Here is a 24,461-nt window from a genome sequence, read left to right as displayed (position 1 = left end):
TTGAGGCGGTTGCCTGACGCCCGATGAGGAGTGGTGTACGTCACAGCTGGACAGGGGGCCGCGGGTTCTCGCTGCCGATGCCACCCGCCGGTGCCACCGGACAGTACGCACGGCCTGTAAGAGTTGCTCAGCCCCGGGCCACCGCCGCGGTAAGAGGGCACGGTAAGAAATCTGAACGCCCGCGGGTACGCGGAAAAGGGCCGGCCCCCGGGATCTCTCCCGGGGGCCGGCCCTGTCGCTGCGGGCGGGTGTCCGTGTCAGCCGGCGGCCACGCCGTCCGTCTCACCGGTGGACGCGCCCCGCTGGCCCGGCAGCGCGTTGGTCAGTTCGGCCGCCTCGGCGGGGTCGGCGTTGGCCGCGCCCGTCCGGGACTCCTGGCCCACGTTGCGGGCCTCGGCCTTCATGCCCAGGTGGGCGACCGCGGCGTTGAACTGGTCGATGGAGGCCGGCTCGTCCGGGCCCAGCAGGTAGCGCTTGAGCTCGCCGCGGTCCTCGGCCAGCGGGTCGCGGGACGGGTCGCGCACGGCGTCCAGCAGCTCGCCCAGCTCGGCGGCGCTGTTGGACAGGATGGTCGCGGCGCGCACCGCGGTGTTCTGCCGCTTGAACTCCTCCACGCCGAGTTCGGCGGAGTCGGTGACCGCGTACGGCTTGCCGCTCGCGATGAAGTCGGAGACCACGGAGGAGATGTCGGAGACCATGCCGTCCGAGACGTTGAAGCAGTCGTACAGGCGCGGCTCGGCGCCCGTGATCACCCGGTGCTCGTACGAGGGGAAGGAGCGCCAGTAGGCGTCGTTCCACTCGGCGCGCAGCCGGGCGATCTCCTCGTGCCGCTGGACGTCGACGATGCCGTCACGGGTGACCTGGGCCTCGTCGCCCTTGTCGCCGCCGGCCGGGGCCAGCTCGGCGAGACGGGCCTCGACGCGGTCCAGCTCGGCCCTGGCCGCGGTCTGGGCGGCGGTGTCGGCGCCGAAGCGGGCGTCCGCGGCACGCTCGGCGGCGGCCTTCTCGACCAGGGCGGTGATGCGCCGGTGCGCGGCGCCGGCCTCGGCGCTGACGGTGCCGGTGAAGGGGTGCGGCTTGTACAGGACACGGACCGGCGGGTCGGCCTCGACCAGCTTCCGCACGATGTTCTCGCCGGCCAGGACGATCGAGGTGTTGCCGGGGTTGCCGTCCCAGCCCTCCCAGGTCGGTGCGTAGAGCACGGTCGGGACGCGTCCGTCGGGCACGCCCTGCCGGCCCTGGATGGGCGCGAGCTGCGGGCGGCCGACCTCGACGATGTCGTCGTCGCGGACCCCGACGTCGGCGATGGCGTAGCGGTCGCGGCCCGCGCGGCCGGCCGTCCACACCTCGTCGTACACCTTGCTGTACGGGTTGACGCTGGCCAGCTTGTCGCTGTCGCCGTGGCCGATGAAGACGTGCTTCATGGTGGGCACGCGCAGCAGGTGGATGTTCTTGCCGACGTTGGCCGCGTACAGGGCGACGCGCACGGTCGACAGGTCCATGTTCATCAGGTGCACCCCTCCGGGCACGCAGACGACGGGGACCGTGGTGGGCGCGAGGTTGTTCAGGATGGCGCGCTCGCGCAGGAGGATCAGCGGCCGGGTGTCCAGCTGCTCCATCGTCTCCAGCCACATGTTGACCTGGTACGCGGAGTCCTTGGAGCCGGAGAAGTACAGGACCGTCTCCGGCTTGTAGCCGGCCAGCCAGTCGTCGACGGCGGCCAGCACGGCCTCGGCCCTCGGCGGGATCTTCGCGGCGCGCACGTACGGCACGAGCCCGGCGACGTAGAGGCAGCCCAGGGCGATGGTGAGGCCGATGCCCACGAACCCGACGGCGGAGTCGTCGAGCGCCGCCGAGACCAGGATGCCGACGACCGCGAACAGGTCGAGGTGCAGGATCTTCTCCGCGGAGCGGTGCAGCAGCACGCGCGGCGGGGCGTCCGGGATGCGGATGCGGGACTTGAGGTCGATGTTGCGGGTGGCGACCGGCATCCGGCGGCGGTTGCGGATCAGGGTGACCAGGGCGCCGTGCGGGGCCTGGAGACCGTAGAAGGCGATGAAGCAGGCGACCGCGCCGTAGAAGATCAGGTTGTCCGCGAGGGACAGCCGGGCCAGCAGCAGGATCAGCAGCAGCTGCCGGATCAGGAACCGGATCGACAGGCCCGCCCGGACCTTGCTGAGGCGGTTGATCAGATAGCTGTTCCTGCGGTGGAGATAGTGGTCCGCCAGGTACGTCACGGCGGCCGCGGCCGCGAAGGCGGGAACGCTCGGGACGAGCGCGGCCAGCATGAGCACCGGGAAGCCCAGGATCATGAGGGCCGCCGCGGCCAGCTCGGCCGCGCTGCCCACCCGGGCGACGCGAATAGCGGTGGATATCACGGAGAAACCTGCTCTGGGAGGGGGAGTGCCGGTTTTGTTCAGAATTGCCAGGGCGTGGGGGAATTGGTAATTCGCGACTACGGATTCAGGCCCCTGCGGATACCCGTTGCACGAGTACTCGTAGAGGCCTGAATTCCGCGAAGCTAATTAAGCCGATTATTACACGCCATCCTGACGGTCCAGGACGGAGGCGAGGGCCTGCTCGAAGCCGGAGGCCTTGGCGGCACCGGCCGTCGGGTCCTGCTGGCGGACGTCGATGACGTGACCGGTCAGCTCCGACAGCAGCACGTCGAGGGAGGTGCGGGCGACGGCCTCGGAGGAGAGCAGGGAGCCCGACGGCTCCTGGCCGAAGGCCTTGGTGCGCATCGGGGTCGCGGTGCGCTCGGGGTTGATGCAGTTGACCCGGATGCCCTCGGCGGCCCACTCGTCGGACAGCGCCTGAGTGAGGTTCACCATGGCGGCCTTGGTGGAGGAGTAGAGGCTGTACTCGGCGCGGCCGCGGGTGTAGCTGCTGGAGGTGTAGAGCAGCAGCTGGCCCTTGGACTCGGCCAGGTACTTGTAGGAGGACCGGGCGATCTGCACCGGGGCCAGGTAGTTGACCTTCAGCGCCTCCTCGATGGTGGCGTTGTCGGTCTCGGCGAGCTTGCCTATGCGCAGCACGCCCGCGGTGTTGACGACGTAGTCGATCCGGCCGGTCTCCGCGTACGCCTTGGACAGCGCGTCGTCGACCTCCTCCGGGTTCTCCACGTGGGTGCCGGTGGTGGAGCGGCCCAGCGCGTAGACCGTGGCGCCGTAGGACCCGGCGAGTTCGGCGATGTCCTTGCCGATGCCGTACGAGCCGCCGAAGACCACGACGGTCTTGCCGGTGAGCAGTTCGCGGTAGTCCTCGTCGCCGTTCTGCTCGGGGGCGGCGGTGGAGGCGAGCTGGAAGAGCTTGTCGGCGATGAAGACGTCGACCGGCTGGGTCACCTTCATGTTGTACTCGTCACCCGCGACGACGTGGATCGGCACGTCCGGCAGGTACTTGAGCACGACCGAGCAGTCGTCCGTGGCCTGGAAGTTGGGGTCGCCCGCGGCCACCTCGTAGGCGCGGCGGATGGTGGACAGCTTGAAGGCCTGCGGGGTCTGGCCGCGGCGCAGCCGGGAGCGGTCCGGGATCTCGGTGATGAACTCGCCGTCCTCGCCGTGCGTGCGCGTGACGATGATGGTGTCCGCGGACGGGATGGCGACGTCCACCGCCTGGTAGCGCTCCAGCGCGGTCACGCAGTCGTCGATGACGCGCTGCGAGAGCAGGGGGCGAACGGCGTCGTGGAAGAGGACGTTGAGGTCCTCGCCCTCGGCCAGGCCCTCGCGGAGGGCCGAGATGGCGCGCTCGGTGGTCTCGTTCCGCGTCGAGCCGCCCTCGATGATCTTCTTGACCTTGGTGAACCCGGCCTTGGCGACGATCTTCTCGATGTCCGGCACATAGCCCGGCGCCATCAGCACGATGATGTCGTCGATCGAGTCGGCGTTCTCGAAGGTGGTCAGAGTGTGCTCGATGACTGCCTTGCCGGCGATCTTCAGCAGCTGCTTGGGGATCGACAGACCCACCCGCTGACCGGTGCCACCGGCCAGGATCACTGCGGTGGTTCGGGGCTTGGCTATGTGCTGTGACACAGGCTGACCTACCTTGGGGCGACAGGGAACCGTGAAATGGTCCCACTTCGGGTAAGCGCAGTGCAAGGTGAGTGACGTCCCTTGCATACGTGAGCGCCACCTGTCATTCACCTTGCACACCTGCCCCTTGGGCAGTGGGTTCCCTGAACGACCGTGAAATGGCTGTGAGTAAGTCCACAGGCGTTGGGTGCTCGGTGCCCGGGTGCCACGCCAGGGGTGTTGCGGCCTGCGGTGAGCGGTCCCGGCGGCGGCCCGCGTCCGCCGGGCGCCCATTGCCGGGAAATTCGCCCCGGCGATTGCCCGTTTTACGAGCCGCTACTCACAAAGCGGCCCGATTCACGGCGGGCCGGAAACACGAGAGCGGCCCGGAAGTGCATTAGCACCCGGGCCGCTCACCGTTTTCACACCTGATTCACGCAGTCACGCCGGCTCTTACTGGAACGGGTCGAAGTCGCCGAACTCGTTCAGCGCCTCGTCCCGCTCGGCCTGCTTGTCGCGCCGGCGCTGGGTCGCGGGCCGGGGCTCGTCGAAGCGGTGGTCCTCGCCACGGCGGCCGAGCATCTCCGCGCCCGCCATGACCGTCGGCTCCCAGTCGAAGACGACCGCGTTCTCCTCGGGTCCGATGGCGACGCCGTCGCCGTTGCGGGCGCCCGCCTTCATCAGCTGCTCCTCGACCCCGAGGCGGTTGAGGCGGTCGGCGAGGTAGCCGACGGCCTCGTCGTTGTTGAAGTCCGTCTGCCGCACCCAGCGCTCCGGCTTCTCGCCGCGCACCCGGAACAGCGGCTCGCCGCCGATCTCCTCGCGGGTGACCGTGAAGCCCGTGTCGTCCACGGCCTTGGGCCGGATGACGATGCGCGTCGCCTCCTCCTTGGGCTTCGCGGCGCGCGCGTTCGCGACCAGCTCACCGAGGGCGAAGGTCAACTCCCGCAGTCCGATGTGGGCCACCGCCGACACCTCGAAGACGCGGTAGCCGCGGGCCTCCAGGTCGGGGCGGACCATCTCGGCGAGGTCCTTGCCGTCCGGCACGTCGACCTTGTTCAGGACCACCATCCGGGGCCGGTTGTCCAGGCCGCCGTACTGCCGCAGCTCCTCCTCGATGATGTCGAGGTCGGAGACCGGGTCGCGCTCGGACTCCAGGGTCGCCGTGTCCAGCACGTGCACCAGCACGCTGCACCGCTCCACGTGCCGCAGGAACTCCAGGCCGAGGCCCCGGCCCTGGCTGGCGCCGGGGATCAGACCGGGCACGTCGGCGATGGTGTAGACGGTCGAACCGGCGGTCACCACACCCAGGTTGGGGACCAGGGTGGTGAACGGGTAGTCGGCGATCTTCGGCTTGGCCGCGCTGAGCACGGAGATCAGCGAGGACTTGCCGGCGCTCGGATAACCCACCAGGGCCACGTCGGCGACGGTCTTCAGCTCCAGGACGACGTCCTGGAGGTCACCGGGCACGCCGAGCAGCGCGAAGCCGGGCGCCTTGCGGCGGGCGCTCGCCAGCGCCGCGTTGCCGAGGCCGCCCCGGCCGCCCTGCGCGGCGATGTACGAGGTGCCGTGGCCGACCAGGTCGGCGAGCACGTTGCCCGCCTTGTCCAGGACGACCGTGCCGTCCGGCACCGGCAGGACGAGGTCCTGGCCGTCCTTGCCGGAGCGGTTGCCGCCCTCGCCGGGCTTGCCGTTGGTGGCCTTGCGGTGCGGGGAGTGGTGGTAGTCCAGCAGCGTGGTGACCGACTGGTCCACGGTCAGGATGACGTCACCGCCACGGCCGCCGTTGCCGCCGTCCGGGCCGCCGAGCGGCTTGAACTTCTCACGGTGGACGGAGGCACAGCCGTGGCCCCCGTTACCCGCGGCGACGTGCAGCTCGACGCGGTCCACGAAGGTGGTCATGGTTCAGTGCCTCCAGGAAGTACGGGTATGTCTAGGTGTCAACAACCGAAAGGCGGACCCGCCTTCCCGACCGGGAAGTGAGGTCCGCCTCACGAAAGCGTTCGGTGCCGAATCAGCTGATTCAGGCGACCGGAACGATGTTCACGACCTTGCGGCCGCGGTGGGTGCCGAACTCCACCGCACCCGGCTGCAGCGCGAACAGCGTGTCGTCGCCGCCACGGCCGACGCCGGCGCCCGGGTGGAAGTGGGTACCGCGCTGGCGGACCAGGATCTCACCCGCGTTGACGACCTGACCGCCGAAGCGCTTCACGCCGAGCCGCTGGGCGTTGGAGTCGCGACCGTTCCGGGTGGACGATGCGCCCTTCTTGTGTGCCATCTGTTCTCAGTCCCTTACTTCGCAGCCGTGGGGATCTCAGTGACCTTGATCGCCGTGTACTGCTGGCGGTGGCCCTGACGACGGCGGTAGCCGGTCTTGTTCTTGTAGCGCAGAATGTCGATCTTCTGGCCCTTGTGGTGGTCCACGACCTCGGCCTGGACCTTGATGCCGGCCAGCACCCACGGGTCGCTGGTCACAGCGTCGCCGTCGACAACGAGCAGGGTCGAGAGCTCGACCGTGTCGCCAACCTGGGCGGTGGAAATCTTGTCAACCTCAACGATGTCGCCGACAGCAACCTTGTGCTGGCGACCACCGCTGCGCACGATGGCGTACACGCGGATCTCTCTTTCGCTCGAGAACGGCACCCCCGCAGGCCAGCCGCCCAGCAACAACATGGGTGACCTCTCCCGGCCCGCATGGCGCCCGGGAGGAATTGGGTTTACGGGGATGTGGCGTGTCGATCGACACGCCGACGGTCAAGGTTACGGGGCCATGGCCGAGGGGGTCAAACCGGGCCCCGCCGGGTGTGGGGCCGGTCACGTGGACCGGCCCCGTCCCGGGTGTGTCAGCCCTCGTCGGTGGCGGCCGGGACCGTGGTGGTCCTCTTCGCCGTCGACTTGGCGGCGGCCGTCTTGGCGGTCTTGACCGCCTTCTTGGCCGTCGTCTTCTTGGCGGCCGTCTTCTTGGCCGCGGTCTTCTTGGTGGCCGCCTTCTTGGCCGTGGCCTTCTTGGCGGTCTTGCGGGCCGCCTTCTTGGCCGGAGCCGCCTCCTCGGCCTGCTCCGCCAGGTCAACCGGCTCCGCCGGCTCCACGGCGGCCTCCTCCGGCGCGGCCGACGGGACGACCACGACGGCCGTCTCCTCGGACGCGGTCGGCGCGGTGGCCTTGCGCACGGCGCGGCGGCGCGGGCGGGCGGGGGCGGCGCTCTCGGCGACGGCCTCCTCGGCCGGTGCGGCCGGTGCGGCCGGTGCGGCCGGCTCCGCCGGTGCCTCGGCCGCGGGCGCGGTCTCGGCCACGGTCACCACAGCCGTCTCGGCCCCCGCGGGGGAACCGGCGGGCGCCGACACCTTGCGGGTCGCACGGCGGCGCGTACGGCCCTTGGGCGCGGCGTCCTCGGCGGGCTCGGCGACCGCGGACCCGGCCGGCACGACGGCGTCCTCGACGGCCGCGGGCTCGGCCAGCGCCTCGGCGGCCGGCTCCGGCCGCACGGGACGGACGGCCTCCTCGGCGGCCGTCACGGCCTGGGCCGTGGGCGCCTCGGCGGGCTCGGCGGCCCGGCGGGACGCGCGGCCCTCGGCCTTCGGCGCTCCGGCCGGTGCCGAGGCACGGCGGCTCGCGCGCCGGCGGCCGCGGCCACGGCCCGCTGCCGCCTCGGCCTCGGCGACGCTGCTGTACAGCTCCTCGTCCGGCGCGAAGTCCGGGCCGGGCAGCGCGACGGGCTCGGCCAGCTCGGCGGCCACCTCGACGGCGGTCTCCACCTCGGGCTCGACGGCCTCACCGGTCTCCACCGCCACGGCGGCGGTCTCGTGCACGTGCTCCTGACCGTCACCGCCCCGGCCGCGCTTCTTGCGCTTGCCGCCACCGCCGCCGCCGACAGCGGTCGGCTGCTCCATGTGCACGATGACGCCGCGGCCGTTGCAGTGGACGCAGGTCTCGGAGAAGGACTCCAGCAGGCCCTGGCCGACGCGCTTGCGGGTCATCTGGACCAGACCCAGCGAGGTCACCTCGGCGACCTGGTGCTTCGTGCGGTCGCGGCCCAGGCACTCCAGCAGACGCCGCAGCACGAGGTCCCGGTTGGACTCCAGCACCATGTCGATGAAGTCGATGACGATGATGCCGCCGAGGTCGCGCAGCCGCAGCTGGCGCACGATCTCCTCGGCCGCCTCCAGGTTGTTCCTGGTGACGGTCTCCTCGAGGTTGCCGCCCTGGCCGGTGAACTTGCCGGTGTTGACGTCGACGACGACCATCGCCTCGGTCCGGTCGATGACCAGCGAACCGCCGCTGGGCAGCCAGACCTTGCGGTCCAGGGCCTTGGCGAGCTGCTCGTCGATCCGGTAGGTGGCGAAGACGTCGACCTCGGAGGTCCACTTCGACAGCCGCTCGGCGAGGTCGGGCGCGACGTGCGAGACGTAGCCGTGGATGGTGGACCAGGCGTCGTCGCCGCTCACGACGACCTTGGAGAAGTCCTCGTTGAAGATGTCGCGGACGACCCGGACGGTCATGTCCGGCTCGCCGTAGAGCAGCGAGGGCGCGCTGGAGCCGCCGTTCTTCGCCTTCTTCTTGATCTCCTCCCACTGCCCCTGGAGCCGCTCGACGTCCCGGCGCAGCTCCTCCTCGCTCGCGCCCTCGGCGGCGGTGCGCACGATGACGCCCGCGTCCTCGGGGACGATCTTCTTGAGGATGGTCTTCAGCCGGGCCCGCTCGGTGTCGGGCAGCTTGCGGCTGATGCCCGTCATGGAGCCCTCGGGGACGTACACGAGGTAGCGGCCCGGGAGGGAGACCTGGCTGGTCAGACGGGCGCCCTTGTGCCCGATGGGGTCCTTCGTCACCTGGACGAGGACGGACTGGCCGGACTTCAGGGCGGACTCGATGCGGCGCGGCCCGTTGGCCATGCCCAGCGCCCCGAAGTTGACCTCACCGGCGTAGAGGACCGCGTTGCGGCCCTTGCCGATGTCGATGAAGGCGGCCTCCATCGACGGCAGCACGTTCTGGACCTTGCCCAGGTAGACGTTGCCGACGTACGAGGTCGACTGCTCCTTGTTGACGTAGTGCTCGACGAGCACGCCGTCCTCGAGCACGCCGATCTGGGTGCGCTCGCCGTGCTGGCGGACGACCATCACGCGCTCGACGGCCTCGCGGCGGGCCAGGAACTCGGCCTCGGTGATGATCGGGACGCGGCGGCGGCCCTGCTCACGGCCTTCCCGGCGGCGCTGCTTCTTCGCCTCCAGACGGGTCGAGCCCTTGATGGACTGCACCTCGTCGGACGGCTCGCCGGCCTTGCGCGGCTCGCGGACCTTGACGACCGTGCGCTCCGGGTCGCCCTCGCCCGGCTCGGCGTCGGCGGAGGTGTCCCCGGCGCGACGGCGACGACGACGACGGCGACGGCTGGAGGCGGAACCGCCCGCCTCGCCGTGCGCGTCCTCGGCGTCCTCCTCTTCCTGCTCGGCGGTGTCCTCGGCGTCCTGTTCGGCCTGCTCGGCGGCGAGTTCGTCGCTGTCGGCGTCCGTGCCCTCGCCGGCCTCGCCGTCGGCGGCGTCACCGCGGCGACGGCGACGGCCGCCCCGGCGGCGACGGCGACGGGAGCCGGACTCCTCGGCGCCCTCGGCCTCTTCGCCCTCCTCGCCGTCGGCGAGGTCCTCGGCGGCCTCCTCGGCCTCCTCCGGCTCCTCGTCCTCGGCGGCGGGCTCGACGGCCTGCGGCTCGTCGGCGGCGCCCCGGCGGCGACGGCGGCGGCGCGAGCCGGCCTCGGCGCGCTCCTCGGGGTAGGTCTCGGTCCCGCTCTCGTCGGTCTCCTCCGTCTCGGCCGCCTCGGCAGCGGCCTGGGCGGCGGCCCGCTCGGGGGTCTGGAACCTCGGCTCGGTGAACACCGGCGCCTGGAACACGGCCACGGCGGGCCGGGACGGGCGGCGCGGGGAGTCGGCCTCGGCCTCGGCCTCGGTGTGCGCGGGCGCGGAGAACCCGGTCGCGGCCTGGCGCACCACACGGCGGCGGCGACGCGGCGCCGCCTCCTCGGCGGGGGCTTCGGCGGCCGCGGGCTGGGCGGTCACGGGCTCGGCGATCTCGGTCTCCTCAGCGGCGGTGACGGGCGCCTCGGCGGCCTCGGAGGCACCGGCGGGCGCGGTCACCCGGCGGGTGGCGCGGCGGCGGGTGCGGCGCGGGGCGGCGTCCTCGGTGGCGTCGCCGGCCTCACCGGCCTCGGCGGTCGCGGGCTCCTCCGGAGCGGCCTCGGCGGCGGGCACGACGGTCTCGGCGGCCTCGGTCGCCTCCGGGGCGCCGGCGGGCGCGGCGGCCCGGCGGGTGGCGCGCCGGCGCGTACGGCCGGTGGGCGCTGCTTCCGCCTCGGCGGCGGGAGCGGCTTCGGTGGCGGCCGGGGCCTGCGCGGCGGGCGCCGTTTCGGTGGCCGTCACGGTCTGCTCGGCGGTCTCGGCGGCCTTCGGCGCGCCGGCGGGGGCGGAGGCGCGCCGGGAGGCGCGGCGGCGCGGCGCGGCGGCGGGCTCGGCCACCGGCTGCTCCGTCTTCTCCTCGGTGGCGGCGCCGGAGTCGGCGGCGGACACGACCGTCTCGGCGGCCTCGGCGGACGCGGGGCCGGCCGGCGCGGAGGCACGGCGGGTGGCCCGGCGGCGGGTGGGACGGGGCGCGACCTCTTCGGCGACCTCGGCGGTCCCGGCGGCCGCGCCAGCCGCCTCGGTCTCGTCGGCGCCCGCCGTGGCGGACACGACCGTCTCGGCGGCCTCGCCGGACGCCGGACCGGCCGGCGCGGAAGCGCGGCGGGTGGCCCGGCGGCGGGTGCGGCCGGCGGGCGCGGGCTCCTCGACGGTCCCGCTCTCGGCCTTGGCCTTCTCCTCGGCCCGGGCCTTCTCCTCGGCCTCGGTGATCTCGTCGGCCTCCGCGAGGGGTATGGCCGGCGCGCTCACCTCGGTGGGCGCCTCGGCCCCGGAGGGCGGGCCCGCCGGGCGGGAGGCGGCACGGCGACGCCTGCGCGGGGGCAGGGTGTCGCTCGGCGTGTTCAGTTCGGAACCCTCGTTGGGTTCGGTCGGTTCAAGCATGCGGGCATTTCTCCCGTCAGGCTCCCGGGCGCCGCGCCTGGTCCGGCGGCGGTCACGATGGACCGTCCGCCGTTGACGTCCGCGGCCCGCGCGATGCGCGATGGCCGCCGTCCGGGGCGCGGGCGCCGCACGGGAGCACTCTGTGTCCTGTCTCGCCGGTTCCGTACGCCTTGTCGGTACGGCCTGGCGAAAGTCTTCTGGTCGGTGCGCTGCCCGACCCAGGTGGCTCCCGAGTACGAGGGCGGCGCTACGACGTCCGTCCCTACGCGGAACCTTCCGGCGTCGGCGTCGTCGCGGCGGCGGCCGGTGTGGCCGTCAGGGCCTCGGCTGCCTCGCGGTCGGGCGCGAGCGGGTCGGTCACCGTGCCGGTCTCTTCATCGAACAGCCCCTGCGCCAGCCTGGTCACCGCTGCGGGGACCGGCGGCGCCAGGTCGGCCACGGCGCGGAGACCGGACAGGACGTCGTCGGGTCGTACGGCAGGCGTCACGTGCCGAACAACCAGCCGCAGTATCGCACAGGGCTGGTCGGTCGGCCTATCAGCCTGCGAACTGTGCGTTTCCAGGCTGACCACGGCCGGGCGGGCGTCGAAGGTGCGGACGCCGTTCTTGGTCATGCGCTGCACCTCGACGGTGTCGGCCCCGATGAAGGCCTCGACCGCGCGCTCGGCGTCGACCGGGTCGACGCCGTCCAGCCGCAGCTCCCACACGGAGGCCGTGAGCCGGTCGGCGAGACCCGAGGTCCGTGCCTCGACCGCGTCGACGATGTCGAGCCCGGTGGGCAGCGACTCGTCGAGGAGGACGCGCAGCGGTTCGGGTTCGCGCGGCGCGGTCAGCGCGATCTCCAGGTACTCCGCCTCACTGCCCGTGCCGGTGGGTGCGGCATTGGCGTACGACACCTTCGGATGCGGCGTGAACCCCGCCGAGTACGCCATGGGCACCTCGGCGCGGCGCAGCGCACGCTCGAATGCGCGCTGGAAGTCTCGGTGGCTGGTGAACCGGAGGCGGCCGCGCTTGGTGTAGCGCAGTCGGATGCGCTGCACCGCGGGTGCGGGCGGCGGGCCTTCGGGCTGTCGCTTGCCCAGTGTCCTAGTCCTTCGTGAGAGCGGTCGTACTGCTACCAAGAGTACGTGTCCCGCGGCCCGTGGGTTCCCGCCGGTCCACCGCGGTCCGCGGCCGGGACTCGCCCAGGAGCACGCGCCGGAGGTCGGCGCGGGCCTGCCGCAGGGTCTCTCGGGCGCCGTCCAGCGCCTGCCGGGCGGTGCGGCCCACCGCGCGCGCGGCCCGGGCGGCCGGCCGCAGGGCGAGGTCCCGTACGACGTGCCCCACGGGGACGAGGACCGTGCGGTACACCCGGCGCAGCGGCTCCACGAAGATCCACCGGAAGAGGGTCGCCACGACCCGTCCGACGGCGCGCGAGACCCGCCCGGCCACCCGCCAGGCGTGCCCGAGCGCCTCCCCCACCTCCCGTGCGACGACGGCGAGGATCCGGCCGGCGGGCGCGAGGACCCGGCGCCACAGGGCGACGGCGGGCAGGACGAGCAGGACCCGGGCGGTCCAGTACAGGGCCGCGCCGACCCCGGTGACGACGGCGCCGGCGCACCAGGCCAGCGCCCGCCCGGCAGGTGCGAGGACCCAGGCGTACAGCACGCGCGCGGGAGCGACGACCAGGTGACGCACCAGCCCGACCACGCCGGCCCACACACCCGCCCCGGCCGCGGCGAGCAGGCGGCCGGCGAACTCGAGCGACCTGGCGACCGCTCGGCCCACCGGGGTGAGCACGCGCGCGTAGAGCCACGCGAGTCCCGTCCCGGCCGCTCGCGCGACACGGGCGAGAGCGTGGCCGACGGGGGTCAGCACGCGCGCGTACAGCCAGTGCAGCGGCACGACGACGAGGACGTGGCCGAGTCGTCCGAGCGCCTTCCCGAGGGGCACGAGGACGTGGCGCCACAGCGTCGCCCAGGGCCACACCAGCAGCGCCCACCCGGCCCACAGCAGCGCGCGGCCGACCGGCCGCAGCACCGTGTCCCGCAGGAAGCGTCCGCACACGACGAGCGCGTCCCAGGCCATCCGCACCGGGAGCACCAGGACGAGGACGACGATCCGCACGGGAAGGCGGATCGCCACGGTGAGACATCCTTCGGGCGGTGGCGGCGGGGCGGGCGGCTTGTCGAGGTCCATGCCCGGACAGACGCTCCCGGCGGCCGTACGGATGCGCCTACGTCTGGACGCCGTGGGTGGCGCGTGCCTTGTACGCGTCCGGGTAGCGCGCCGTGAACTTGATGACCGCGACCAGCAGGACGACGGGGATGACCCAGTTGAACCAGTCGTCCATGGACGGGACGCGGATGGCCAGGTACGTCGAAAGGGCCATCAGCAGGAAGACCGCGCCCCAGGCGGCGGTCAGCACCCGGTTGATGTGCAGGAAGACGGGCGAGTGCCAGTACTCGCGGGGCGTCTGCGCGCGGGCGTACTGGGCGGTGAAGGGGTCGTTGAGCAGCGAACCGAGCGCGACGGCGGCCACGACCGCGTTGGAGATCACCTGGGCGTAGGTCTCCAGCCACACGAGTTCCGAGCGGTCCAGGGCGAGGGCGAGGACCGTGATCACGGCGAAGAAGACGATGCCGACCATGTCCAGGAGGTAGAACCGCCCGCGCAGGACGTCCTTGCCCGACAGGACGATCGCGGCGATCAGCGCGGCGAGCGCCGCGTACTCCCAGGTGCTGGGACTGGCGACGACGCCGAAGATGATCCAGGGGGCGAACGAGAGGAACACGTTGCCCGTGCCGACGGGCTTGCGGGGCGGTGCCTTCGTCTCCGTCTGCTGGGTCATGGGGGTTCCTCCCGTCGGGTGCCGCCGCCCCCCGCTCCTCTCATCGTGCCGTCGGTCGGCGCCGGCCGCATGCCGCTCGCTGTGCGGCCCGCGCGGCGCGGTCCTAGCGTGGGAGCTGCGGTCGTGACGCGCGGGGGGGTGCCGACACGGGCTGCCAGGGAGCCGCCATGACCCAGCGTTTCAGCGACAACGTCCAGTTCGACTACGAGATCGTGGTTGCTCTCGGCTCGGCCTGGCGGCAGGGCGCCGATGTGGGTGAGGTGCTGGCGACCGCCTCCGCCGTCGCGGACGCCGGCGGGCAGGAGTGGTTCGACGCCTGGGCCGCGCTGGGCCGCAGGGTGCGGGAGCAGGCCGACCGCGATGCGGGGCGGGGACACTCGGTGAGCGCCCGGGACGCCTGGCTGCGTGCCGCCGGCTATCTGGGCACGGCCCTCGTGGGCGTCGACGCGGCCACGGACCCGGACAAGCGGCTGGCCGAGGTGTTCCCGGAGCATCGGGCCTGCTTCGACCGCTTCCTGGCGGCCTGGGAGCCGCCCGCCGAGCCGGTGGCGATCCCGTACGAGGACATGTCGCTGCCCGGCTACCTGATCAGCCCCTCCGGTGCCTCCGACGTGCCGGGCCGGTCGCCGACGCTGATCGTCAACAACGGCAGCGACGGCCCGGTCAGCACCGCCTGGACCATGCTCGGGGCGCCGGCCGTGGCGCGCGGCTACCGCGTCCTGCTCTTCGACGGCCCGGGCCAGCAGTCGATGCTGTTCGAGCACGGGGTGACCTTCCGGCCCGACTGGGAGGAGGTCATCACCCCGGTCGTGGACTTCCTGCTCGCCCGCCCCGACGTCGACCCCGCGCGGATCGTCCTGGCCGGCATCAGCCAGGCCGGCTACTGGGTCCCGCGCGCCGTGGCCTTCGAGCACCGGATCGCCGCCGCGGTCGCCGACCCGGGGGTGACGCGCGTGGTGGACAGCTGGTGGCACAACCTCGGGCCCGACCTGCGCGCGCTGTGGGAGTCCGGCGAGCGCGACACCTTCGACCGCGTGCTGGAGGGCGCCCTCGCCGAGGACCCGGCGCTCGCCGCGACATGGCGCTGGCGGGCCAAGCCGTACGGCATCGAGGCGCCGTCCGCGCTGCTCGCCGAGGTGTGTCGGTACGACCTGGGGCCCGTCGTCGGCCGGATCTCCACCCCGCTGCTGATCACCGACCCGGACGGCGAGCATTTCTGGCCGGGCGCCTCACGGGAGTTGTACGACGCGCTGCCGGGGCCGAAGCGGCTGGTCCGGTTCACCGAGGCCGAGGGGGCGCACCGGCACTGCGAACCCATGGGCCGCGCCCTGTTCGAGCAGCGTGTCTTCGACTGGCTGGACGGTTTCGTGTCACCGAACGGCCGCAGCAAGGTAACGCCTTGAACTGTGCACGCCAGAGCGATGGCTTTCGGTCATGGCGACTGATTCGATGGTGTCACGCACAACACCATCCCTTGGGGGGGACGAGAATGCACTGGTACGTGGACGTCCTGAAGAAGTACGCGGTCTTCAGCGGGCGCGCGCGCCGACAGGAATACTGGATGTTCTTCCTGTTCAACATCATCATCAGCATCGTGCTGACGGTCGTCGACCGCGCGATCGGCTCGAACATCCTCAGCCTGATCTACAGCCTGGCCGTCCTGCTCCCGGGTCTCGGTGTCACGGTTCGGCGTCTGCACGACACCGGCCGCTCCGGCTGGTGGATCTTCATCTCGCTGATCCCGCTCGTGGGCGCGATCATCCTGATCGTCTTCCTCGCCAGCGAGGGCAAGGCGGAGCCGAACAAGTACGGGGCCAACCCCAAGTACGCCACGGCCGCCTGACCGGACGTCAGTGACAGCAGGGCCCGCCGGAGTCTCCGGCGGGCCTTTGCCGTGTCGGCGGCGGGGAACCGGCCCTCGGGACGGCTAAAGTCGCCTTCCGGGCATACCGCCCTGATCGCGCTTCCCGAGGAGGGCAGGACGGCGGAGAAAAATCGCCGGCGCCTGACCAGAACGCTCACGTTCTGGCTGCGTCCCGCCTTCGCGCTGGGGTGCTTCGCCCGCTTCCAGCGGATCGCGGGGTTCGACCGCTCGATGGCCCTGGCCTCCAGTTCGCTGACCGCCCTGGTCCCGGTCGCGATCATCGGCGGCACCCTGCTGTCCAGCCTCACCAACGCGGATGCCGCGGACCGGATCATCTCCCGGTACGGCCTGACCGGGGCCGGCGCCGACGCGGTGAAGGCCCTCTTCTCACCCGCCGAGACCAGCACCGGCGTGGGCGTGTTCGGCGTGCTGTTCCTCGTCATCTCCGCGCTGAGCTTCACCCGCGCCCTGCAGCGCCTGTTCGAACAGGCCTGGGAACTCAAGCCGCTCAGTGTGCGCAACACCCGCAACGGGCTGTGGTGGCTGCTGTCCGGAGCTGTCTTCGCGATCCTCACCGGCTGGCTGTACGCGGTGCTCGGCGAGAGCAGGCGGGGGCTCGTGGCGACGATCTGCGAGACACCGCTGTCCGCCGCCTTCCTGATCTGGAGCGGTTACCTGCTGTCCGCCCGGAGGGTCGGCTGGCAGGACCTGGTGCCCTTCGGTGTCACGGCGGCCGTGGCCACGGCCGTCTACTCCTGGGGCACCGCCCTCTACCTGCCGCACCTGTTCAACACCTCCGCCGAGCGCTACGGAGTGGTCGGTGCCGTCTTCGCGCTGATCTCGACGCTCTTCGGCGTCATGCTCGTCGTCGTCGGGTCGGCCGCGCTGGGGCGCGAGGTCGCGGACGAACTCTCACGGATCGCCCAGGGGCAGCGCACCCCCGACGACGAGGTCCGCCGGCAGTGGGACGGCATGGTCGAGCAGACCCGCTCCCGCTGGCGCGCAGCGCGCCGTCAGGTGTCCCGCCACCGCCCCGAGGAACCGCCGGACGAGCCGAACTGAGCGGACGGCCGGCGCCGTGACCGGCTCACCCGCGCGGGGTGAGGCGGTCGGCGGCCCCCGGGCGGACGCTGGGAGCCGGCACCCGGCCGCACGGGGCGAAGCCGGGCACCGGGCCGCGGCGGCGAGACGAGGCGAGGCGCAGGATGACCACCGAAGGCCGTCCATGGCGGGCACGTCTGGCACTGGTGGCCCTGGTGGGCAGTGCCGTGGTGCCGCTCGTCGCCGCGGGACTGCGCAGTGCGCTCTGGCTCCTGCTCGCGGTGGTGGGCGTCGCGCTGACGGCGGTCGGCGTGTGGTGGACGCTCGCCCACACCGGACCGTTGCGGCTCCTCGGCGCGCTGCTGTCCGTGGCGGCTCCGCTCACGGTCCTGGGCCTCTACGCCACGTACGGCATGCTGTGGCCGGCCCTGGCGACCTTCGTCCTGTGGCTGGTCGCCCACACCGCGGGGCACACCGCGCTGGTCCCCGAGGACGACGTCTCCGGGCAGTGGCGGCGCCCGGCGCCCGCGCCCCGTCACCCGTGGATCGTGATGAACCCGCTCTCCGGGGGCGGCAAGGTGGACCGCTTCGACCTGGCGGCCCGGGCCCGGGCGGCGGGCGCCGAGGTGGTCCTGCTCGAACCCGGGGCCCACCAGGACGTGGCCGCCCTGGCCCGGCGCGCGGTCGCGGAGGGGGCGGACCTGCTGGGCGTGGCCGGGGGCGACGGCACGCAGGCCCTGGTCGCCGAGGTGGCCGCCCGCCACGGAGTGCCCTTCCTGGCGATCCCCCGCGGGCACCCGCAACCACTTCGCCCTGGACCTCGGCCTGGACCGCCGCGACCCGTCCACCGCGCTCCAGGCCCTGTCCGACGGCGTCGAGTTCCGGGTGGACCTCGGGTACGCGGCGGGCCGGGCGTTCGTCAACAACGCCTCGTTCGGCACCTACGCGGCCGTGGTCGCCGAGCCCGACTACCGCGGCCACAAGCTGCACACCGCGTTCCGGTCGCTGCCCGTCCTGCTCACGGGTCCGCGGGCGCCGCGCCTGGAGATGCGGGCCGGCGGCAGCCGACTGACCGGGCTGCAGGCCCTGCTCGTCAGCAACAACCCCTATCTGCGCGCCGCCGACGCCAACCGGCCGGGCCGGCGGCGGAGCCTGGCGTCGGGGCTGCTCGGCGTGGTGTGCGTGCGGGTGGACGACACGGCGCAGGCGGCGCGGCTGGTGCGCGGCGACCGTTCCCCGGGGCTCACCCGGCTGACCGCCAGGGAGGTCGTCGTGGCGGGCGGCAGCGACGGCACCCTGGCCGCCGGCATCGACGGCGAGCACGTCACGCTCCCCGCTCCCGTCGTCTGCCGCATCGCCCCGGGCGCGCTGCGTGTCCGCGTACCGCGCGACCGCCCCGGCCGCCCGGCCGGCGGCCCCCCGGTCGACTGGCCGGAAGTGACCCGGCTCGCCCTGGGCCGCTCCGGGGCACGCTCGGCGGCTGCCCGGGAAGCCGGGGGGAACGCCACGACACGACGTGGTGCCGGGGGTCAGTGGGGAAGGAGTTGCTGGCCGCCGTCGATGTCGTAGGTCGCGCCCGTGAGCGCGTCGTTGCACATGAGGTGGACGGCCAGGGCCGCGACGTCGGCCGGGCCGACGACCCGCCGGATGGGGAGCGTCGCGCGCAGTTCATCGCGCCGGGCCTCCAGCCGGTCGCCGAGGAGCGCGGCGGACAGCGGGGTGTCGACGAAGCCGGCGGCGATGAGGTTCACCCGGACCGGCGCCAGTTCGAGTGCCAGGTTCGCGACCAGGGCGGGCAGCGCGGCGGTCATCGCGGAGACGACGGCCATGCCGGGCGCGGGGCGACGGCCTCCGGTGCCGCCGATGAACAGCAGGGTGCCGCCGTCCCGGACCTTGCCGCGGCTGTGCAGGGCCACCCCGAGCGTGGTGGCGAGGCGGTCGCCGAAGTCCCGCCGGGCGTCGTCGAGGTCGAGTTCGTCCAGCGGACGGTAGCTGGGGGCGCCGGCGGTCACCATGACATGGTCGACCGGCCCCGGCAGGCCGTCGAAGAACTCCCTGAGCCGGTCGGTGTCGGTGGCGTCGAACGCGGCCGTACCGACCGGGTCGAGCTCGGCCGCGGCCCGCCGCAGCCGTTCGGGATCGCGGCCGGTCATGACCACGCGGGCACCGCCGGCGCGCGCCTGGCGGGCGGTCTCGAGCCCGATGCCGGCGCTCGCGCCGATCACCACCACGGTCCGGCCGGCCAGGCTCGGTCGGCCACCGGCGTCGGTGGCGCTGGTCTCTGCACTCATCTGTACCTCCGGGTGCGGGCGGCGGCCGGTTCACGGGCCGGACGGCGGGGGCAGGTCCTGCTCGGTCCAGAGCGTCTTGCCGGTGGGGGTGTAGCGGGTGCCCCAGTGGTGGGTCATCTGGGCGATGATGAACAGGCCCCGGCCCCCCTCGTCGTCGGTCGCGGCGTGCCGCAGGTTGGGCGCGCTGTGGCCGGTGTCGGAGACCTCGCAGATCAGTTTGCGGTCGCGGATCAGGCGTACCCGGACGGGGCCGCTCGTGTAGCGGATGGCGTTGGTGACCAGCTCGCTGACGATGAGTTCCGTGGTGAACACCAGGTCGTCCAGGCCCCAGTCGCCCAGCTGCTTGCCGACGGCGGCCCGGATGGTGGCCACGGCGGCGGGGTCGGGGGGCAGTTCCCACTGGGCGAACCGGGTGCGGTCGAGCAGGCGGGTGCGGACCAGGAGCAGCGTCGCGTCCACGTCCACCGGCCCGGGCAGCAGCGTGGTCACCGCACGGTCGCAGAGTGCGTCGAGGGATTCCCGGCCGTCGCGGTCCCAGGCGAGGACCCGGGACAGCTGCGCGCGTCCGGCGTCGCCGCCGTCGGTGGCCTGCAGGAGGCCGCCGGTGAAGAGGGCGAGGAGGCTGCCCGGCGGGAGCCGGAACTCGGTGCTCCGGTAGGGCACGCCCGGGACGCCCAGCGGCGGTCCGGGCGGCAACTCGGGGTAGTGGGCGACACCCCCCCGGGGTTCGACGACCGCCAGCACCGACTCCCCGGCCCGGGCCAGGCTGCACTCGCCGGAGACGGGGTCGTACACGGCGTACAGGCAGGTCACGCCGAGGGCCGCGTCGGCCTGCGACCAGGGGTGACCGGGGCCGTGGTCGGCCTCGCGCTCGTGCGCGGTCTGCTCGGCCAGGTCGCCGAGGCGGGAGAGGAGTTCGTCCGGGGCCAGATCGAGCCGGGCCAGGACGCGCACGCCGGTCCGCAGGCGGCCCATGGTGGCCACGGCGCGCAGGCCGTGGCCGAGCACGTCCCCGACGACCAGGCCGACCCGGGTGCCGGACAGCGGGATGACGTCGTACCAGTCGCCGCCCACCCCGGAGCCGCTGTCGGCGGGCAGGTAGCGGCTCGCCGATTCGACGGCGGTGTGCGGGGCCAGCCGGCGCGGGAGGAGGCTGCGCTGGAGCTTGAGGGCCACGGTGTGGCCCCGGGTGACCACCGGCATGAGCAGCAGGCCGAGCAGCAGGGCGCCCAGGCCGATGAAGGTGACTCCGCCGGTGGGTCCGAGCAGCGGCAGGTCGACGCTGGTGGCGCCGTATCCGGGTGCCGCGTAGACGTAGGCGGCGTAGCAGAACAGGCAGAACATGATCAGCCCGCCGAGCCCGGGGAGTACGCCCTTGAAGACGAGGTCCTTGGTGCTGCGGCTGAGGACCCTGCGGTGGTACCAGAGGCAGGCGAAGCCGGTCAGCCCGTACTGGAAGGTGATGGCGAGACCGACGGAGTCGATCGAGTCGGCGAGCACGTTCCCGCTGAAGGAGGTGAGCACGACGAGGAAGGCGATGGACACCGCGCCCATGCCGACGGTCGACCAGGTCGGCGTGAGGAACCTGCGGTGGACCCGGGCGAACCGGGCGGGGACGGCCTTGTGGACCGCCATCGAGAACACGGTCCTGGCCAGCGGCAGGATGGTGGTCAGGGTGGAGGCGAGCGCCGAGGTCAGCACCATCAGGATCAGCAGCCTGGCCAGGGCGAGCCCCGCGGCCTGGTGGCCGAACACGGCCTCGCCCAGCCCGGACAGGACGTCGTCGGAGTCGTCCGGGTTGCCGAGCCCGATGCCCGAGGCGCCGACCCCGGCGAAGGCCTGGGCCGAGGTGGCCACGAGCGCGTACAGGACCAGGAGCACCATGGTGGACAGGACGGCGGCGCGCCCGGGGATGCGGGTGCTGTCGACGGTCTCCTCGTTGATCGAGACGGCGGTGTCCCAGCCCCAGTAGATGAAGACTCCCGCCAGCAGGCCGGAGGTGAGGGCCTTCACGGAGGAGACCTCGAAGGGGTTGAACCAGGAGGCGGAGACGTGGATCGCCCCCGACGGCGGGTCGGTGTAGACCCTGACCAGCGCGGCGACTGCGAAGAGGACGAGCATGGCGACCTCGAGGCACAGCAGCCAGCGCTGGACGGCGGCCGAGACCTCGATGCCGACGTAGCAGACCGCTGTCATCACGGCGATCCAGACGACGCCGGCCACGGTGGTCCACAGCCGGTTCTCCGCGAGCGCGTCCTGGCCGACGAGCCGGAAGCCGTAGGAACCGGCGATCTCGGCGAGGCTGGCCATGACGATGACGTTGGCGACGACGATGCCCCAGCCGCCCATCCAGCCGGCGCGCGGCCCGAAGGCGCGGGTCGCCCAGGTGAAGGTGGTCCCGCAGTCGGCGTTGCTCGCGTTGAGCTCCCGGAAGGCGTACGCGATCAGCAGCATCGGCAGGAACGACAGCATGGTGACGACCGGGGCCTGCAGGCCGACCGACGCCACGATGAGTCCCAGGGTCGCGGCGAGGCTGTAGGCGGGCGCGGTGGACGCGATGCCGATCACGACGGAGGAGAACAGGCCCAGGGCGTCGCTCCTGAGCCCCTTGCGGCCGACCCCTGTCCCGGGCGCGGGGCGGCCGGGAGACTCGGCGCCGCCAAAGTGCCTCACACTTGATTGCAACGCGGGGCCGCGCACCTCCGCAACAGCGGAGGCGGGCGGTGAGCCCGTACGGCTGCACGACTGCACGGTGTGGCCGGCCGGGGCGTGCGTTCGGCGGCCCCCGCCCGCTCAGTTGGTCGGGGGCCGCTCCGTGCCGTCCCGGGACGGCCGGTGTGGCTCAGGGCTGGGGTGTCACCGCGGTCCACCGGGACTGCGGGACGGTGCCCTGGGCGGGGGCGGGACACACGAGGGCGGTGCCGTTGGCCGCGCAGTGCAGGGTGTAGACGGAGCCGCCCTGCGTGATGATCTTGTAGAAGGCGTCGCTGCCGTTGGCGTCGACCGAGACGTCGCAGACCGGAGAGTTCGTGGGGTAGCCGGCGATCGTGCTGAGGTCGATCCAGCCGGGGGTGTTGGCCGGCCCCGAGACGATGTTCGGGTTGTCGGGGGTGGCGTTGATGTTGGGGCGCCGGCCGGCGAACGGCGTCCCGCCGACCAGTGCGGCGAGGAACTGCTCCATGCCGTTGGGCTGGGTCGAGTCGACACCGGTGCCGCACGCCGTCGCGGTGGCCGTCACCGTCGCCGTCGCGGTGGCCGTCACCGTCGCGGTCGCGGTGGCCGTCTGCGTCACCGTGACGGTGGGCTGGGGGTGCTTGGTCTCGCAGTCGCCACCCCCACGGTGGCGCGGCTTGCCGTGCTCGTCGCAGGGGTGGGGGCCGGCCGTGTACGTCGTCGCGCCGGTCCGGGAGGTCATGCCGGCGGCCACCGCCACCGCGGGGGTCGCCACCGCGACGGTCACCGCCGTGGCGATCGCGGCGAGCCTGCGGACCCTACCGGGCCCGCTGGGGGCCGCCGGCCCCGGCCGCGGGGCTCTCATGCGCTCAGGACTCACGTGGGTGCTCCTTGTTCTCAGAGGGTTCGGGTGTTGCCCGAGTCCGAGAGCGAGCTTGACCGTGGCCCGCGGGAACGCCGGTGCTGTCCTGGGAGAACACGCTGGTAGGTCAATACATCGGACTAGCCCACGTGACCCGTCGGGCCGTAAGGCCGTAGTCCATCAGGACGTGGTCCCTCAGGACGTCAGGACCTCGGGCCGTGGTCCCTCAGGACGTCAGGGCCTTGGGACGTCACGCCGTGGGCGCGGGGCCGGGCGGCAGGTGGACGGTCATGATCACGTGGCAGGTCTCGTCACCCGCGCCCCGGTAGACGTGCGCGGTGTCGCCGTCGAACGTGGCGGTCTGCCCGGCCTCGACGGTGTGCTCGGTGCCGTCGACGACCAGGGTCATCCGGCCCCGGGTGACGCTGAGGGTCTCCACGACCCCGGCCTGGTGGGGGTGGCTGGGGTACTCCTCGCCCGGCTCGAGCCGCCAGCGCCAGACCTCCACGGGGGCCGGGCCCGAGGTGGTCAGCATGAGCCGGGCCTCGCTGCCGTGCTCCCCGGTCCACAGGGGTGCGACGGCGTCGGCGGAGACCAGGCGGACGCGGCCCTCGGGCGGTCCCTGCATCAGGGCGGACACCGAGATGCCGAGGGTGTCGGCCAGCCGGACCAGAGTGGCCAGGTTGGGGTTGCCCTGGGCCTTCTCCAGTCCCACCAGCGCGCCCTTGCTGACCTGGGCGCGCCTGCTGAGTTCCTCCAGGGACAGGCCCGCGCGGACCCGGGCCGCTCGGACGTTGTACGCGACCGTCCGCAGGGCGGCGGCTGTCTCGGCCACCTGATCACCATCCTCGGCTGGATCGAGCTTGGTCAATGGAATGCACCGTTCAGTCGTTTGGTTGACACGAGGCGGTCGGTTCGTTGTACGGTGCGGTCGTTCGACTGAATGGTAAGGGATGTGCTGTGATCGCTCTGCTGCTGGCTCTGGGCAGCTCGCTCGCCTACGGGTGCGCCGACTTCCTCGGCGGCCTGGGCGCCCGTAAGGCCCATGTGCTGCGCACCGTGATGATCGCGGCGCCGGCGAGTCTCGCGGTCGAGCTGCTGCTGTGGCCGGTGCTCGGCGCCTCGTTCGATCCCGCGACGCTGGGGTGGGGCGCCGCGTCGGGCGTCGCATCGGCGGCCGCGTTCGCGCTGCTCTACCGCACCCTGGCGATCGGCCCGATGAACGTGCTGTCGCCGGTGACCGCCCTGGTGTCCGCCGCGCTGCCCGTCGGCGTGGGCCTGTTCCAGGGCGAGCGCCTGACCGCCGCCGGTCTGGTGGGCCTGCCACTGGCACTGGTGGCGGTGGTCCTGGTCAGCGCGGGGCACGGCGCCGGCTCGGCCCGTCCCTCGCGGACCGCGCTGCTGCTTGCGTTCGGGGCGGGCGCGGCCATCGCGCTCCAGCTGGTCTTCCTGCACCAGGCACCGTCCGGCAGCGGCGTCGCTCCGCTGATCACCGGACGCGCGGTCTCCTCGGCGGTCACCCTGGCGGCGGCCGGGCTGCTGCGCCGCCGACTGGGCTCCGAGCGGCCCGCGTACGGGCTGTCGACGGCCGCGGGCATCCTGGACTCCGTGGCGAACCTGCTGTTCCTGCTGGCCGCACGCGGCGGGGACCTCACCGTCGTCGCCGTGGTCACCGCCCTCTACCCGGCCGGCACGGTGCTGCTCGCGCGCGGCGTGCTCGCCGAGCGCGTCCACCGCGGGCAGCTCGTCGGCCTGGGCACCGCCGCCGTCGCCGTCGGCCTCCTGGCCCTGACCTGAGCCGTCCCGACCTGAGCGGCCCCCACGCAGCCGCAACCCGCGCACCCC

General features: G+C 73.0%; 17 protein-coding genes and 1 pseudogene. 5 read left to right on the top strand and 13 right to left on the bottom strand.

All coding sequences use genetic code 11. The features are described from left to right. Window positions 1–257 precede the first annotated feature (257 nt). The 9 genes from V7E45_RS10285 to V7E45_RS10245 form a co-directional block, all read right to left on the bottom strand. Window positions 258–2,378, bottom strand: coding sequence for a hypothetical protein (locus tag V7E45_RS10285; RefSeq protein WP_333773784.1), 2,121 nt, complete (start codon window positions 2,376–2,378; stop codon window positions 258–260). 159 nt (window positions 2,379–2,537) lie between these two features. Continuing rightward, a complete protein-coding gene (locus V7E45_RS10280) occupies window positions 2,538–4,034 on the bottom strand; it encodes a bifunctional cytidylyltransferase/SDR family oxidoreductase (RefSeq protein ID WP_333773783.1) in 1,497 nt (498 codons plus the stop codon). 432 nt (window positions 4,035–4,466) lie between these two features. Next, window positions 4,467–5,915: a GTPase ObgE gene (obgE, locus tag V7E45_RS10275; protein WP_333773782.1), complete on the bottom strand. Its 1,449-nt coding sequence runs from the start codon at window positions 5,913–5,915 to the stop codon at window positions 4,467–4,469. A gap of 121 nt (window positions 5,916–6,036) precedes the next feature. Then, window positions 6,037–6,291: a 50S ribosomal protein L27 gene (gene rpmA, locus V7E45_RS10270; protein ID WP_020940020.1), complete on the bottom strand. Its 255-nt coding sequence runs from the start codon at window positions 6,289–6,291 to the stop codon at window positions 6,037–6,039. A 14-nt stretch (window positions 6,292–6,305) separates the two neighbouring features. Then, window positions 6,306–6,626: a 50S ribosomal protein L21 gene (rplU, locus tag V7E45_RS10265; protein WP_020269559.1), complete on the bottom strand. Its 321-nt coding sequence runs from the start codon at window positions 6,624–6,626 to the stop codon at window positions 6,306–6,308. Between the two features lie 230 nt (window positions 6,627–6,856). Continuing rightward, window positions 6,857–11,056, bottom strand: a complete 4,200-nt coding sequence (locus tag V7E45_RS10260; protein ID WP_333773781.1) for an Rne/Rng family ribonuclease — start codon at window positions 11,054–11,056, stop codon at window positions 6,857–6,859. A 262-nt stretch (window positions 11,057–11,318) separates the two neighbouring features. Next, complete coding sequence (locus tag V7E45_RS10255) at window positions 11,319–12,095, bottom strand: TIGR03936 family radical SAM-associated protein (protein ID WP_333773780.1); 777 nt, start codon at window positions 12,093–12,095, stop codon at window positions 11,319–11,321. Window positions 12,096–12,141: 46 nt separating this feature from the next. After that, window positions 12,142–13,233: a hypothetical protein gene (locus tag V7E45_RS10250; protein ID WP_333773779.1), complete on the bottom strand. Its 1,092-nt coding sequence runs from the start codon at window positions 13,231–13,233 to the stop codon at window positions 12,142–12,144. 37 nt (window positions 13,234–13,270) lie between these two features. Then, a complete protein-coding gene (locus V7E45_RS10245; protein ID WP_333773778.1) occupies window positions 13,271–13,885 on the bottom strand; it encodes a hypothetical protein in 615 nt (204 codons plus the stop codon). A gap of 167 nt (window positions 13,886–14,052) precedes the next feature. On the opposite strand from V7E45_RS10245, the gene V7E45_RS10240 reads away from it, so the two are divergent. The 4 genes and pseudogenes from V7E45_RS10240 to V7E45_RS40565 all read left to right on the top strand — a co-directional run bounded on the left by V7E45_RS10240 (window position 14,053) and on the right by V7E45_RS40565 (window position 18,359). After that, a complete protein-coding gene (locus tag V7E45_RS10240; protein WP_333773777.1) occupies window positions 14,053–15,288 on the top strand; it encodes an alpha/beta hydrolase family protein in 1,236 nt (411 codons plus the stop codon). A gap of 86 nt (window positions 15,289–15,374) precedes the next feature. Then, complete coding sequence (locus tag V7E45_RS10235) at window positions 15,375–15,728, top strand: DUF805 domain-containing protein (RefSeq protein WP_333773776.1); 354 nt, start codon at window positions 15,375–15,377, stop codon at window positions 15,726–15,728. Between the two features lie 51 nt (window positions 15,729–15,779). Then, the gene (locus V7E45_RS10230) at window positions 15,780–16,811 is read left to right on the top strand and encodes a YihY/virulence factor BrkB family protein (protein WP_333773775.1); all 1,032 of its coding nucleotides are present in this window, start codon (window positions 15,780–15,782) and stop codon (window positions 16,809–16,811) included. A gap of 143 nt (window positions 16,812–16,954) precedes the next feature. After that, window positions 16,955–18,359 (top strand): annotated as a pseudogene (locus V7E45_RS40565) (diacylglycerol kinase family protein). On the opposite strand, the gene V7E45_RS10210 reads toward V7E45_RS40565, so the two are convergent. The 4 genes from V7E45_RS10210 to V7E45_RS10195 form a co-directional block, all read right to left on the bottom strand. Next, on the bottom strand, window positions 18,320–19,081 hold the full coding sequence (locus V7E45_RS10210) for an SDR family oxidoreductase (RefSeq protein ID WP_333773772.1): 762 nt from the start codon (window positions 19,079–19,081) through the stop codon (window positions 18,320–18,322). The pseudogene V7E45_RS40565 and the gene V7E45_RS10210 overlap by 40 nt on opposite strands. A gap of 30 nt (window positions 19,082–19,111) precedes the next feature. Next, on the bottom strand, window positions 19,112–21,754 hold the full coding sequence (locus V7E45_RS10205) for an amino acid permease (RefSeq protein ID WP_333773771.1): 2,643 nt from the start codon (window positions 21,752–21,754) through the stop codon (window positions 19,112–19,114). Between the two features lie 169 nt (window positions 21,755–21,923). Further along, the gene (locus tag V7E45_RS10200) at window positions 21,924–22,634 is read right to left on the bottom strand and encodes a hypothetical protein (RefSeq protein ID WP_333773770.1); all 711 of its coding nucleotides are present in this window, start codon (window positions 22,632–22,634) and stop codon (window positions 21,924–21,926) included. Between the two features lie 232 nt (window positions 22,635–22,866). Then, entirely contained in the window at window positions 22,867–23,451 is a 585-nt protein-coding gene (locus tag V7E45_RS10195) for a helix-turn-helix domain-containing protein (RefSeq protein ID WP_333773769.1), read from the bottom strand. Between the two features lie 125 nt (window positions 23,452–23,576). On the opposite strand from V7E45_RS10195, the gene V7E45_RS10190 reads away from it, so the two are divergent. Further along, window positions 23,577–24,413, top strand: coding sequence for a DMT family transporter (locus tag V7E45_RS10190; protein WP_333773768.1), 837 nt, complete (start codon window positions 23,577–23,579; stop codon window positions 24,411–24,413). Window positions 24,414–24,461 lie beyond the last annotated feature (48 nt).

Source organism: Streptomyces sp. IBSBF 3136 (assembly GCF_036815105.1).
Taxonomy (GTDB): Bacteria; Actinomycetota; Actinomycetes; order Streptomycetales; family Streptomycetaceae; genus Streptomyces.
Note: the sequence above shows the minus strand (reverse complement) of the source record. Positions and strands in the feature narration are given on the sequence as shown.

Excerpts from the sequence above, each read along its gene's own strand:
- obgE (WP_333773782.1), bottom strand. The coding sequence starts at position 5,915 with ATGACCACCTTCGTGGACCGCGTCGAGCTGCACGTCGCCGCGGGTAAC.
- rpmA (WP_020940020.1), bottom strand. The coding sequence starts at position 6,291 with ATGGCACACAAGAAGGGCGCATCGTCCACCCGGAACGGTCGCGACTCC.
- V7E45_RS10260 (WP_333773781.1), bottom strand. The coding sequence starts at position 11,056 with ATGCTTGAACCGACCGAACCCAACGAGGGTTCCGAACTGAACACGCCG.
- V7E45_RS10250 (WP_333773779.1), bottom strand. The coding sequence starts at position 13,233 with ATGGACCTCGACAAGCCGCCCGCCCCGCCGCCACCGCCCGAAGGATGT.
- V7E45_RS10245 (WP_333773778.1), bottom strand. The coding sequence starts at position 13,885 with ATGACCCAGCAGACGGAGACGAAGGCACCGCCCCGCAAGCCCGTCGGC.
- V7E45_RS10240 (WP_333773777.1), top strand. The coding sequence starts at position 14,053 with ATGACCCAGCGTTTCAGCGACAACGTCCAGTTCGACTACGAGATCGTG.
- V7E45_RS10235 (WP_333773776.1), top strand. The coding sequence starts at position 15,375 with ATGCACTGGTACGTGGACGTCCTGAAGAAGTACGCGGTCTTCAGCGGG.
- V7E45_RS10210 (WP_333773772.1), bottom strand. The coding sequence starts at position 19,081 with ATGAGTGCAGAGACCAGCGCCACCGACGCCGGTGGCCGACCGAGCCTG.